Annotated in this window: 7 protein-coding genes and 1 pseudogene; all 8 read left to right on the top strand. The window is 43.7% G+C overall.

The window, feature by feature from the left end:
• Positions 1-260 precede the first annotated feature (260 nt).
• Positions 261-1,547: pseudogene (gene mgtE, locus PR834_RS01155) on the top strand (magnesium transporter); the annotation flags it as partial.
• Positions 1,548-2,132: 585 nt separating this feature from the next.
• Entirely contained in the window at positions 2,133-3,485 is a 1,353-nt protein-coding gene (locus tag PR834_RS01150; protein WP_181488035.1) for an MFS transporter, read from the top strand.
• 248 nt (positions 3,486-3,733) lie between these two features.
• Entirely contained in the window at positions 3,734-4,978 is a 1,245-nt protein-coding gene (locus PR834_RS01145; RefSeq protein WP_094960479.1) for an MdtA/MuxA family multidrug efflux RND transporter periplasmic adaptor subunit, read from the top strand.
• Positions 4,978-8,100, top strand: a complete 3,123-nt coding sequence (locus PR834_RS01140) for an MdtB/MuxB family multidrug efflux RND transporter permease subunit (RefSeq protein ID WP_110591802.1) — start codon at positions 4,978-4,980, stop codon at positions 8,098-8,100. Before PR834_RS01145 ends, PR834_RS01140 begins: the two co-directional genes overlap by 1 nt.
• Positions 8,100-11,201 carry a multidrug efflux RND transporter permease subunit MdtC gene (gene mdtC, locus PR834_RS01135; RefSeq protein WP_112308356.1) on the top strand — a complete coding sequence of 1,034 codons (3,102 nt, stop codon included), beginning with the start codon at positions 8,100-8,102 and terminating at the stop codon, positions 11,199-11,201. The genes PR834_RS01140 and mdtC overlap by 1 nt, the downstream gene beginning before the upstream one ends.
• Positions 11,191-12,579 carry a two-component system sensor histidine kinase BaeS gene (baeS, locus tag PR834_RS01130; protein WP_004253515.1) on the top strand — a complete coding sequence of 463 codons (1,389 nt, stop codon included), beginning with the start codon at positions 11,191-11,193 and terminating at the stop codon, positions 12,577-12,579. Before mdtC ends, baeS begins: the two co-directional genes overlap by 11 nt.
• Positions 12,580-12,581: 2 nt before the next feature.
• A complete protein-coding gene (gene baeR, locus PR834_RS01125) occupies positions 12,582-13,289 on the top strand; it encodes a two-component system response regulator BaeR (RefSeq protein WP_172767103.1) in 708 nt (235 codons plus the stop codon).
• A 128-nt stretch (positions 13,290-13,417) separates the two neighbouring features.
• Positions 13,418-14,791 (top strand): prephenate-dependent tRNA uridine(34) hydroxylase TrhP, encoded by a 1,374-nt coding sequence (trhP, locus tag PR834_RS01120; protein ID WP_272536321.1) that lies wholly within the window; start codon positions 13,418-13,420, stop codon positions 14,789-14,791.
• Positions 14,792-14,941 lie beyond the last annotated feature (150 nt).

Below are 14,941 nucleotides of genomic sequence, written 5' to 3'. Positions count from 1 at the left end.
GGCGACAATAATGATAATAAATTTCGTCCGCTCGCAGACGAATTCATAAAAAGCGCTTTTGCGCTGCTATTGCTTTAAGGATTAAAATGTCACAATCTGCTTTCTCAACCGATGCGGCGCCAACAGTCAACCCGCACTCTCAAAAACTGGCACATATTCGCCAGCAAATCCTGACGCTATTTTTAGATGACGAAGAGTTCGTCCATGCGCTTGTTGAAAATGATCAACACGTCAGTATTGATGACAAAGCAATTAGTGAAAAAATTAGTCTTGTAAAAGAATTGCTACTTGATTTACACACTGCGGATATCGCCGATATCTTAGAAATGCTCCCTTATGATGAGCGTCTCGCGTTATGGCGTCTTGTTGATAATAACGAACGTGGTGAAGTGTTAGTTGAGGCCTCGGTTTCTGTTTGGGATAGCCTAATTAAGGATATGTCTGACAGAGAACTACTGCGCGCCGTTGCCAACTTGCATGTTGACGAACAAGCCTATATTGCTGAGCATTTACCTCGTGACACCATGCGTCGGCTCCTCACCTATTTAGAACCTAGCCTGCGAAGCCGTATTCGCGAAGTTTTACAATATGCGAAAGATAGCGTCGGTCAAATGATGGATTTTGAATTCGTCACCGTACGCCCAAATGTGACGCTAAAAACGGTTCAACGTTATTTACGCCAACGGGGCAAGATCCCAGAAGCGACCGACAAAATTTTCGTTGTCGATAACAGTAATTATTTACAAGGTGAATTACCTCTAACCACTATTTTAACGCAATCCCCTGAAAAAATAGTGGCCGATGTCATGAAGACTGACACAGTGACCTTCTTGCCTGATGAAAAAGGCGAAGACGCAGCGAGTGCGTTCGAACGTTATGACTTAATTTCTGCGGCTGTTGTTGATAACAACGGCCTACTAATGGGCCGCCTGACGGTTGAAGATATCGTTGATAACATTAGTGAAGAAAACGATAACAGTATTCGTCGTATGGGGGGGTTAAGCCCTGAAGAAGACGTTTTCGCCCCTGTCGGCCAAGCCGTTAAAACCCGTTGGACATGGCTAGCCATTAACCTATGTACCGCTTTTGTGGCTTCTCGTGTTATTGGGGTTTTTGAAGATACGATTTCCCAATTAGTCGCCCTTGCCACATTAATGCCTATTGTGGCAGGAATTGGCGGTAATACGGGAAACCAAACCATTACCATGATTGTTCGTGCCATTGCCCTGCACCAGATACAAAACAATAGTTTCTCTTTCTTAATGTTAAGGGAGCTTGGTGTCGCCTTTATTAATGGGGTTGTATGGGGAGGAATTATGGGTGTCGTCACTTACTTCCTTTATGGCGATATCGCTATGGGTGCAGTCATGACATTAGCGATGATCTTGAACCTACTGATGGCGGCTATTATGGGCGTGGTTATTCCACTCATTATGCTAAAACTGGGCAAGGACCCTGCTATCGGTTCTAGCGTGATGATCACCGCTATCACAGATACAGGCGGTTTCTTTATTTTCCTTGGCTTAGCCACTCTATTCCTCGTTTAAATTCGCTTTGCACGCGTCCTACTCTTAGATTAGGCGCGTGCAATTTACAAAACACTCCCTCCGACAGCAAAGCCCAGCTAAAAAACCAAAATCCCGCAAACAACCCTTTTATTTATCTATTAATTAAATGATTTTATAGTTATTTAGTTTATCTAGATTAATAAAGTTAATTATAACGAATAATATCTAGGTAATATTTACTTACCATAATTCAGTAAGAATTTATTAAATTAAATATAATTAACGCTATAACTCACTAATTTAAATATACGATATTCTGCAAAATTCATATTATTAACATCATATAAGGTTATTTATCATCACACCAAATCAATACGCTAACAAATCAAAACTAATTGGAATGTCATTCTTGTTTTTAGGGTTGAGGTTTACAGAATATAGAATTTCCTGCTATAAATATACTCATGCAAGAAAGATACTGTGTATTAAACTAAGTTATACCCATCCAACGTTTTATACCTCTTATCTGCACCAATAAAAATGATTAGCTCATTATTATGAGTCAATGCTTATTATTTTGAATTTATGCAATTTAGTATTACAGGTAGTTAGAAGGAAACTATAATGACACCGCAAACCGCCAGCCAGCCCTCTGCGAGACCTTTGGGCAAAGAAGACTATAAAACATTAGGCTTATCCTCTTTAGGGGGAACTCTTGAGTTTTATGACTTCGTTATCTTTGTTTTTTACGCAAAAATTATTTCCCAACTATTTTTCCCAGGGGATAACGAATTTCTCGCGCTAATGGCAACACTGGGTCTATTTGCAGCAGGTTACCTTGCTCGCCCTCTTGGTGGCATTATCATGGCTCACTTCGGGGATAAAATTGGCCGCAAGAAAATGTTTACCCTCAGTATTTTCTTAATGGCATTCCCAACGTTTGTTATTGGTTTCTTACCTACTTATGAAACCATTGGCGCTGCTGCTCCATTATTACTGCTGTTAATGCGTATTATGCAAGGTGCCGCGATTGGTGGTGAAATGCCAGGTGCATGGGTATTTATTGCAGAACATACACCAAAACAACGTTATGGTTTAGGTGTCGGTACACTGACTTCTGGGATCACCGGTGGTATTTTATTAGGCTCTATCGTCGCAATTATTATTGAGCGCTCTTATACCACAACTGAAATTCATGATTTTGCATGGCGTATTCCCTTTATTCTTGGTGGTGTTTTTGGGTTTATCTCTGTGTATTTACGTCGTTTTTTACAAGAAACCCCGATATTTAAAGAACTGGCAGCCAAAAAGGCCTTGTCACAAGAATTACCCGTCAAAACCGTCATTAAGTCTCATAAACAAGCTTGTATGATCACTGCGGCACTGACGTGGTCATTATCAACCGCTATCGTTGTCACCATTTTGATGACACCAGATGTGGTGTTAAAAGGGATCTATAACATTGATAGGAATGTGGCATTGCAAGCTAACTGCGCGGCGACATTGACCTTAACATTAGGCTGTATCTTCTGGGGCTGGTTAGGCGATAAAACCGGTACACGTACCTCAATGACTTTATCATGGGGTGGATTAGCCGTAACGGCAATTTACTTCTATTCGTCATTATCCAGTGATATTGCGGCGAGTACGTTAATTTTTAACTATGGCTTGATGGGCTTCTTTGTTGGCGCGATTGCAACCACTCCAATTATCAGTACACGCGCATTTCCACCTGAAATTCGCTATTCTGGCCTGTCATTCGCTTACAATGTGGCTTATGCAATTTTTGGTGGTTTAACACCAATATTAACTGGTGCTTGGTTGCAGCAATCTCACATGGCACCTGCCTATTATGTTGCTGGTGTCTCATTATTAGCGGTTGCTGTAGCCTTCATTCCTCTATCTTGGAAAGGTTGGACTGTCAATTCAGAGCCTTCAAACGAAAAATCTGCGGTCTTAAAAGCTTCTAGTTTATAAAATCGATTGCCCCCTATTTACTCGGGGGGCAATCTTAATTGATACAAAATTATTCCCCCGCTCTCCCCCTTTACAAGCACTGAAGTATACAAGTACAGAAATTGACACTTATTCATATTTCCTCCATTTTTCTTTGTACCTATCACGTTAAACTACTAATATGTCTAACTGACTCTTTTTTGTTAGTTTTTTAGTATACAGCCTGACGGATCTCATCCACTTTTTTTGAGTTAAGCGAATTACCCAAAATGAATAAACAAAAACAACGTAAACCTTTTATTCGCTCTGCCATTTTTATTGCCATTATTGCGGTAGCTGGCGTTTCTTGGTACTTTTATCATCAAGAAAAACAATCAGATACACAATCTACTGGTACCGTAGCAAAACCAAACTCACAGCGAAGCGCGATGGGCCGCCCACCACGTGTGTTAGCCCCTGTGCAGTTTGCCGTTGCTGAACAAAAAGTCGTTCCACGATTTTTATCAGGCTTAGGCACAGTGCAAGCGGCAAATGTTGTCACTGTAACCAGCCGTGTTGAAGGCCAGTTAATGCAGCTGTATTTTACCGAAGGGCAATATGTCAATAAGGGAGATTTATTGGCACAGATTGACCCTCGCCCATTTGAAGTTCAGCTATCACAAGCTGAGGGGCAATTAGCTAAAGACAAAGCAACGTTAGCTAATGCGCAATTAGATTTAGCGCGTTATCAAAAGCTTGCTGGCACTAAAGTGATTTCACAACAAGAGCTAGATAACCAAAAAGCGGCGGTATTACAGGCACAAGGCAGTATTAAAGTCGACCAAGCGGCTGTTGATAATGCCAAACTGCAATTAACCTACAGTAAAATTACTGCCCCCATCTCAGGGCGGGTTGGTTTAAAACAAGTTGATGTCGGAAACTTTATCTCTTCAGGAACCTCAACCCCTCTTGTTGTTATCACACAAACTCAACCCGCAGATGTCTTGTTTGCTTTACCTGAAGGTGATATTCCCGCGATCCAGCAAGCACAATCTTCCGGTGAAAAAGTATTGATTGAAGCTTGGGACAGAAACAATATCGCGCTAATCGCAAGCGGTGAGCTACTCAGTACTGATAACCAAATTGATGCTGCGACCGGCACTCTTAAAATAAAAGCGCGCTTTACCAATGAAGAAGAAAAACTTTTCCCTAATCAATTTGTTAACGTAAAAATGCAAGTTGAAACGCTGCAAAATGCCGTGGTGATCCCAACCGCTGCACTGCAAATGGGCAACGAAGGTCACTATGTTTGGGTATTGAGTGATGATAATAAAGTCAGCAAACACAATGTGACCGTGGGGATGCAAGATAGCCAACAAGTCGTTATTGAAAGTGGGCTCGCAGCAAATACCAAAGTCATCACCGATGGTGTTGATAAACTCACCGATGGCACAACTGTCGAAGTCGTTACCGCTGAAAGCATCGCCAAAAAAGAGCCCCGCAAAGGTAAAGCCAATAGCGCGGAGAAAGCGTAATGCAGCCTGAAATGTTAAAAGGCGGTGGGCCTTCTCGTTTATTTATTTTGCGCCCTGTGGCTACCACATTATTCATGGTGGCTATATTACTTGCAGGGATCATCGGCTATCGCTTCTTACCTGTTTCAGCCCTGCCCGAAGTCGATTATCCGACGATTCAAGTTGTTACCCTTTACCCGGGAGCCAGCCCCGATGTGATGACCTCTGCAGTGACTGCGCCTTTGGAAACCCAGTTTGGGCAAATGTCGGGTCTTAAACAGATGTCATCGCAAAGTTCAGGAGGAGCATCAGTTATAACACTGATGTTCCAATTAACGTTGCCTCTAGAGGTTGCCGAACAAGAAGTCCAAGCAGCGATTAATTCCGCCAGTAGTTTACTGCCTTCGGATTTACCCTATCCTCCGATTTATAATAAGGTAAACCCTGCTGACCCGCCTGTACTCACCTTAGCGGTCACCTCTGATGCGATGCCATTAACGCAGGTACAGGATATTATTGAAACGCGAATTGCCCAGAAAATATCCCAAGTTAATGGAGTGGGTTTAGTCACCTTAGCCGGTGGTCAACGCCCTGCTGTTCGCGTGAATTTAAACCCACAAGCCATGGCAGCCAAAGGGCTGGATAGCGAAACCATCCGCCTAGCCATCAACAATGCTAACGTCAACTCCGCAAAAGGGAGTTTCGATGGGCCAACGCGAGCGGTGACGCTTTCTGCTAACGACCAAATGAAGTCACTTGACGACTATCGTCAGCTTATTGTGGCCTTCCAAAATGGTGCGCCTGTACGTTTAGGCGACATTGCAACGATTGCACAAGGTGCCGAAAATGCCTATTTAGGGGCATGGGCAAATAATGAACAGGCGATTGTGATCAATGTGCAGCGGCAGCCCGGTGCTAACGTCATTGAAACCACAGATACCATTCGTACGCTGTTACCCGAATTAATTGAAAGCTTACCTAAATCGGTTAATGTCGATATTTTAACCGATAGAACCAGTACTATTCGAGCGTCCGTTAATGATGTACAGTTTGAGTTAATGTTAGCCATCGCCCTCGTGGTGATGGTGATTTATTTGTTTTTACGCAATGGAATTGCCACCTTAATACCGGGCATTGCCGTACCGCTGTCGCTCGTTGGTACCTTTGCAGTCATGTATTTTTGTGGTTTTTCTGTCAATAACCTCACCCTAATGGCATTAACCATCGCCACAGGTTTTGTGGTCGATGATGCGATAGTGGTGATTGAAAATATTTCCCGCTACTTAGAAAAAGGCGATAAGCCTCTGGTCGCTGCACTCAAAGGGGCGGGGGAAATCGGGTTTACCATTATCTCCCTCACCTTTTCTTTAGTTGCAGTATTAATCCCGCTGTTATTTATGGGGGATATTGTCGGCCGGTTATTCCGCGAATTTGCCATTACCCTAGCCGTGGCTATTTTGATCTCCGCTGTCGTCTCTTTGACGTTAACGCCAATGATGTGTGCGCGTTTATTAAAACCAGAGTCGCAACATAAACATAACCGTTTTGAACTAGCGTGTGAGCGTTTCTTTGACCGTATGGTTGCTGGATACGCAATTTGGTTAAAACGTATTCTTAATCACCAATGGTTAACACTTTCTGTAGCGCTAGGCACCATGGTGCTGACTGTTTTGCTGTATATGTGGATCCCAAAAGGTTTTTTCCCTTTGCAAGACAGTGGAATTATTCAAGGGTCAATTGAAAGCCGTCAATCTATTTCTTTTGCGGCCATGGCGCAAAAGCAACAGGAAGTTGCGTCAAAATTATTGGCAGACCCTGCGGTTGATAATGTCACCACTTATGTGGGGGTTGATGGTAGCAACCCAACATTAAACAATGCGCGTCTCCAAATTACCTTAAAGCCCCTTGATGAGCGTGAAGATAGAGTGGTGGCGATTATTGATCGTCTACAGCAATCCGTGGATAACATTGCTGGGGTGAATTTATATCTGCAGCCTATGCAAGATCTCACCATCGATACGCAAGTTGCACGCACACAGTATCAATTTACGTTACAGGCCGGTTCACTAGAGGAATTAACCACTTGGGTTCCACGCTTGTTAGATGCCCTAGAGCAACAACCTGAACTCACCGATGTCAGTAGTGACTGGCAAAATAAAGGGTTAGTCGCCTATGTGAATGTTAACCGTGATACCGCAAGCCGTTTTGGTATCACAATGTCAGCCATTGATAACGCTTTATATAATGCATTTGGGCAGAGAATGGTTTCGACCATATACACACAGTCAAATCAATATCGTGTGATATTAGAGCATGACACACAAACCCGTGATGGTATGGATGCGCTGAATGATATTCGTCTAAAAGGCACTGATGGAGCCATTGTGCCACTAAGCACCTTGGTAAATATTCAAGAAGGTAATGGGCCATTAGCAATTAATCACCTCGACCAATTTCCCGCGGTGACATTCTCGTTTAATGTGGCGGATGGCGCTTCGCTTGAGTCAGCCGTCAATGCCGTGAAATTGGCCGAATCACAAATTGCTATGCCAAAATCCATTACCACACAATTCCAAGGGGCGACTTTAGCCTTTGAAGCTGCACTAAGCAGCACTATCTGGTTAATTGCAGCCGCAATTGTGGCGATGTATATCGTATTAGGCATTTTATATGAGAGCTTTATCCACCCGATTACGATTTTATCCACCTTACCGACTGCGGGGGTTGGCGCATTACTTGCTTTAATGATGGCAGGAAAAGACCTTGATGTTATTGCAGTCATCGGCATCATCTTATTAATTGGTATCGTGAAAAAGAACGCCATTATGATGATTGACTTTGCCCTTGCTGCAGAGCGTGAACAGGGAATGTCCCCTTATGATGCCATCTACCAAGCTTGCCTACTGCGTTTTCGCCCAATTTTAATGACCACCATGGCGGCATTACTAGGAGCCTTGCCATTAATGCTAAGTACAGGTGTCGGTGCAGAATTACGCCAACCATTAGGAATTTGTATGGTTGGTGGCTTAATTATGAGCCAAATCCTTACCTTATTTACCACACCGGTTATTTACTTATTGTTCGACCGTCTTTCTCATTATTTTAAAGACCGTCGCCAAGCGAAGAAGGCACAGGTGTCATAATGAAGCGTTTCTTTGCTCTATTTATTAGCCGCCCGGTAGCAACGACGCTGATTAGCGTTGCGATTACTTTGTGTGGTGCCCTGAGCTTTCTATTTTTACCGGTTTCTCCGTTGCCTCAAGTAGATTACCCTGTGATTAACGTGACAGCGTCACTTCCCGGGGCGTCACCCGAAACCATGGCGTCCTCCGTTGCGACACCTCTTGAACGCTCTTTAGGCAGTATTGCTGGGATCAGCGAAATGACCTCAAGCAGTGCGCTTGGGCGAACCACTATTACCCTTGAGTTTAATCTCGACAAAGACATTAATAACGCGGCTCGGGAAGTGCAAGCTGCGATTAATGCGGCACAAAACCTGCTGCCCAGCGGTATGCCAAGCCGTCCACGTTATTACAAGTCTAATCCGTCTGATGCGCCAATTATGATTTTAACCATGACCTCAGAGACCATGGGTACTGGCGAAATTTATGATATTGCATCTACCCGTTTAGCCCAGCGAATTGCGCAAATTGAAGGGGTTAGTGAAGTTTCAGTTGGTGGCGGCTCGCTCCCTGCCGTACGGGTTGAGCTCAACCCAACCGCCCTATTTAACCAAGGGGTTTCCCTTGATGCCGTGCGCTCAGCCATTAGTAGTGCTAACGTTCGCCAACCGCAAGGCTATATCAATGATGACGAAAAACGTTATCAAGTACAGACTAATGATGAGTTAAAAAAAGCAGCCGATTATCGACCAATTATTGTTCATTACAGCCAAGGCAATGCTGTAAAGCTCAGCGATGTCGCCAATGTTAAAGATTCCATTGAAAACGTACGCGCTGCCGGTATGGCAGACGGTAAACCGGCTATTTTGATTGTCATTCGTCGTGAAGCTGGCGCCAATATTATTGAAACAGTGAACCGTATTCGTGCTGAATTGCCTGAATTCAATGACATGATCCCTGCCGCTATTGATTTAAAAGTGGCACAAGACAGAACACCGACCATTCGCGCGTCTCTAGCCGAAGTGGAACGTGCTCTACTGATTGCCGTTGCCTTGGTGATCCTCGTGGTGCTGCTGTTCTTACGCTCAGGTCGCGCTACTTTGATCCCTGCCGTTGCTGTCCCTGTCTCATTGATTGGGACTTTTACGGCCATGTATTTATGTGGCTTTAGTTTAAATAACTTGTCATTGATGGCATTAACGGTTGCGACGGGCTTTGTGGTTGATGATGCCATTGTCGTATTAGAAAATATCTCGCGTCATATCGAAAATGGTAAAAAACCGTTTATTGCGGCGGTTAAAGGCGTGCATGAAGTCGGCTTTACCGTCGTTTCCATGAGTATTTCCTTAGTGGCTGTTTTTATTCCACTACTGCTTATGGATGGACTGGTCGGCCGTTTATTCCGCGAATTTGCCATTACCCTTGCAACCGCTATCGGTATTTCTTTGGTGATCTCATTAACGCTCACCCCTATGATGTGTGCTTACTTACTGAAGAAACGTCCTCGCAACGTCAAAGCCAAACATCGCGGGTTTGGACGTGTGTTGCTGCGCTTGCAAGAAAGTTATGGCATCGCTTTAAAATGGGTACTCGAACATCGCCGTAGTGTTCTCGCGGTGCTATTTGCCACAATCGGCTTAAACGTTTATCTGTATATTACCGTTCCGAAAACTTTCTTTCCTGAACAAGATACTGGCCGTGTGCTGGGCTTTGTTCGCGCAGACCAAAGTATTTCATTCCAGTCAATGAAAGAAAAAATGACCCGTTTTATGCAGCAAGTTAAAGCCGACCCAGCGACGGATAATGTCACCGGTTTTACTGGCGGTAGCCGGGTAAACAGCGGTTTTATGTATATCTCATTAAAACCACTGGGTGAACGTACTGAAAGTTCAGCTGAAGTCATTAATCGGTTACGCATGAAATTAGCCAATGAGCCAGGGGCTAACCTGTTTATGATGCCAGTACAAGATATTCGTGTGGGAGGTCGACAAGCCAATGCCAGCTATCAGTTTACGCTGCTTGCGGATGAGCTTTCTGCATTGCGTGACTGGGAACCCGCCATTCGTAAAGCACTCGGTGAATTGCCACAGCTGACAGATGTGAACTCAGATAAGGAAGACAAAGGCGCAGAAATGGCGATCACCTACGATAGGGACTTAATGGCCCAGCTAGGTATCGATGTCCGTGAAGCTAACAGTTTGCTTAACAATGCATTTGGTCAACGCCAAGTTTCCACTATTTATGAAGCGATGAACCAATATAAAGTGGTGATGGAAGTTGCCCCTGAATATACGCAAGATGTCAGTTCCCTCGACAAAATGTTTGTTATCAATAAAGATGGCGATGCTATCCCGCTGTCTTATTTTGCTCGTTGGCAGCCGGCGAATGCGCCATTAAGCGTGAACCACCAGGGGCTATCAGCTTCATCCACTATCGCATTTAATGTCGCTGACGGTTATACCTTAAATGATGCCATCGTCGAAATAGAAAAAACCATGACTGCGCTTGGCGTGCCATCTACAGTGCGAGGGTCTTTTGCAGGAACGGCACAAATATTCCAAGAAACTTTGAAGTCACAATTATTTTTGATTTTAGCCGCTATTGTGACTGTCTATTTAGTTCTTGGGATTCTATATGAAAGTTATATTCACCCACTGACAATTTTATCAACTTTGCCTTCTGCTGGTGTCGGTGCATTATTAGCCCTTGAGTTATTTGACACACCATTTAGTTTAATCGCTTTAATCGGCATCATGCTATTAATTGGGATCGTCAAGAAGAACGCCATTATTATGGTGGATTTTGCTATTCAAGCACAAAGAACAGCGGGTTTAACCGCTCAAGAAGCCATTTTCCGTGCCAGTTTATTACGTTTTCGCCCTATTTTAATGACGACACTCGCCGCCATTTTTGGTGCGTTACCGTTAATGTTAGGTAGTGGTGATGGAGCAGAACTACGTCAACCTCTCGGGATCACCATTGTCGGTGGCTTAATAATGAGCCAATTGCTGACTTTATTTACCACTCCTGTTGTGTATTTAAGTTTTGATAGCTTAAGGCAACGTTGGCAGCGCAAAAAGTCATTAACGCATAAGATTGTGGAGAATAACCATGAAGCTTAGGTTAAATAGCGTTAGTACTCGGCTTTTTTTAGCTATTTTTGCGACATGCTTATTGCTAGTGCTAATTATGCACCAAGGCGTGCGCATGAGTTTTCAACATGGCTTTATTGACTATATTAAAGAAAATGACCAACAACGCGTTGAGCAGGTTTCTTCCGCCCTTGCGGAACAATATGAAGAAATGGGCAATTGGCGGTTTTTGATTGGTAATGATCGCATTTTCTTTCGCATTCTGCGCTCTGTAGAACATCAACAGCATCGTGGCCCGATGCGACAGCGCTGGCGAACCATTTTTTGGGTTTATGATACACAAGACCGGCTAATTTTCGGGCAAGACACGCCCCTACCGAGCAAAGTTCTCCGTGAGCCTATTGTTACTAGCAATGGTGAAACCGTCGGTTGGCTCGTTGCCAGCTATGAAACGGGAATCAGCAGCGCCCTTGACCGCCGTTTTGATACCAAACAAATGTATACCAGTTGGATCATCGCTGGGCTGTCTTTATTTGTGGCTCTGATTGCCACATTGTTCCTTGCCCGTAGTTTTTTGAAACCCATCAAGCGGTTACTCGAAGGCACTAACCGGCTCGCCAATGGTGATTTTGCCACGCGGGTTCCTGAGTCTGGCCGCGATGAACTTGGGCAACTGGCTAAAGATTTTAACCATCTGGCCTCTACCCTTGAAAAAAACGAACAAATGCGGCGTGATTATATGGCGGATATTTCCCATGAGCTCCGCACGCCGTTGTCAGTTCTGCGAGGCGAATTAGAAGCGGTGCAAGATGGCGTCCGGCAAGCCACTCCCGAAACAATCAATTCCCTACTGAATGAAACCCAAACTTTAATTAAGCTGGTTAATGACCTCCACCAGCTCTCGTTATCGGATAGAGGCTCATTGGTCTATCGTATGCAACTTACCGATATCATTCCTTTAATTGAAATGGCGATAGGCCAAGCTCGCTGGCGGTTAGAAGACCAACAACTTTCAGTTGAACGGCAATTTATTGCACAAGGCAACGTGTTTGCAGACCCTGACCGCATCACTCAGTTATTCTATAACTTAATGGAAAACAGCTTACGCTATACGGACCCACAAGGTAAAATTGCCATTCAAGTCACACAAGACCACAACCAGCTCAGTATAATTTGGCAAGATAGCGCCCCGGGGCTGTCTGCTGAGCAATGCCAACATTTATTTGAACGTTTTTACCGTGCTGAAGGTTCTCGTAATCGCGCCAGTGGCGGTTCAGGTTTAGGGTTGGCCATTTGCTATAATATTGTTGAGGCTCACCATGGGACAATTTCCGCAGCACCGTCACCATTAGGTGGTGTCAAAATTACCATTAATTTACCGATTCAATTAAAAGACAAAGGTTTATGATCATGACTGAACAGAGCAATACCCCTATTTTGGTTGTGGAAGATGAACCCAAGCTAGGCCAACTGCTGTTCGATTACTTACAAGCTGCAAATTATCAACCCGCATTAATTGCACGGGGTGACCAAGTAATCGACTATGTTAAACAACATCAACCTGCACTCATTTTATTAGATTTAATGTTACCCGGTATGGACGGCATTTCAGTATGTCGTGAACTACGAAAATTCAGTGATGTTCCCATTATTATGGTGACAGCAAAAACCGAAGAAATTGACCGTTTATTAGGGTTAGAAATTGGGGCTGACGACTATATTTGTAAGCCTTTTAGCCCGCGAGAAGTCGTGGCTCGAGTCAAAACGATTTTACGCCGTTGCCAGCCAAATATGACAACTAGCAATAGCCAAACTAATAGCAATAATCAAACCAAGCTTATTATTGATGAGAATGCATTTCAAGTACGCTATGGCTCACAGTTACTTGAACTCACGCCCGCTGAATTTCGGCTACTCAAGTTTATGTCTGATAATGCAGGTATGGTGTTTTCTCGCGACCAGTTACTGGATATCTTATATGACGACCACCGCGTAGTAACGGACCGTACAATTGATAGTCACGTCAAAAATTTACGCCGTAAATTAGAGTCCCTCGATAACGAAAAAACCTTTATTCGTTCAATATATGGCCTCGGCTACCGTTGGGATGAATATTAAGCAATCAATAGACATACTATTCTTGTGGGATATTTGGTTTTTTTATCAAATAGGAGTAAAATCCTCATCCCTTAAAAACACTCTCTCGTATGAGTGAGTGCTGACTTGACATCAGATAGAGAATAACCATGTTTACACCAGAGCTTTTGTCTCCTGCCGGTTCATTAAAAAATATGCGCTACGCCTTCGCGTATGGCGCAGACGCCGTTTATGCAGGACAGCCTCGTTACAGCTTACGCGTACGAAATAACGAATTTAATCACGAAAACTTAGCTAAAGGCATTCAGGAAGCCCATGAGTTGGGTAAAAAGTTTTATGTGGTGGTGAATATTGCCCCTCATAATGCGAAATTAAAAACCTTTATTCGTGATTTAACCCCCGTCATTGAAATGGGCCCAGATGCTCTGATCATGTCTGACCCTGGCCTTATTATGATGGTTCGTGAAGCGTTTCCTGAGATGGATATTCATTTATCTGTGCAGGCCAATGCAGTTAACTGGGCATCGGTGAAGTTCTGGAAACAAATGGGCTTAACACGAGTGATCTTATCTCGCGAATTATCCCTCGAAGAAATTGCTGAAATTCGTCAACAAGTACCGGAAATCGAGCTTGAAGTCTTTGTCCATGGTGCCCTTTGTATGGCCTATTCCGGCCGTTGTTTACTTTCCGGTTATATTAATAAACGCGACCCAAATCAAGGGACTTGCACCAATGCTTGCCGCTGGGAATATAACGTACAAGAAGGTAAAGAAGATGATGTGGGTAATATTGTCCATGTGCATGAACCTATCCCTGTACAAAATGTGGCACCAACCCTAGGTGCGGGCGCGCCAACAGATAAAGTCTTTATGATAGAAGAAGCTAAACGTCCAGGCGAATATATGACGGCCTTTGAAGACGAACATGGCACTTATATCATGAACTCTAAAGATTTACGTGCAATCGAACACGTTGAAAACCTAACAAAAATGGGTGTTCACTCATTAAAAATTGAAGGCCGCACAAAATCGTTTTATTACTGTGCTCGTACTGCACAAGTCTATAGACGTGCGATTGACGATGCTGTCGCAGGAAAACCCTTTGACCCAACGTTGTTATCTACTTTAGAAGGGTTAGCACACCGTGGTTACACTGAAGGTTTCTTGCGTCGCCACACTCACGATGCCTACCAAACCTATGAATATGGCTATTCTGTTTCTGAAACTCAGCAATTTGTGGGTGAATTCACAGGTAAACGTGTCAATGGTATGGCTGAGGTTGATGTAAAAAATAAATTTAGCGTTGGGGATAGCTTAGAGATGATGACCCCGGCGGGTAATATTGTCTTTACTTTGGACTCATTAGCAAACCGCAAAGGTGAAGCGATTGATGTTGCACCCGGTAACGGCCATGTGGTTTACCTGCCAATCCCTGAGGATGTCGATGTTAATTTTGGTTTGTTGATCCGTAACTTAGCAGGAACAACGACCCGCGCACCTCACCAAACTCAGGCAGAAAAGTAAATTGCAGGCTAACCGCCACTCCGTGTTTTTTAAATAGTTTGTTCGCTAAAAGCCAAAATCTCATCGTTTAACGTTTTGATATTTTGGCTTTTTTTTATCTATAATATGATATTATTTCACTTTATATGCTTTTTCTTATATGAGAATCAT

It is taken from the genome of Providencia sp. PROV182, assembly GCF_028480325.1.
In the GTDB taxonomy this organism is placed as follows: Bacteria; Pseudomonadota; Gammaproteobacteria; order Enterobacterales; family Enterobacteriaceae; genus Providencia; species Providencia hangzhouensis.
Note: the sequence above shows the minus strand (reverse complement) of the source record. Positions and strands in the feature narration are given on the sequence as shown.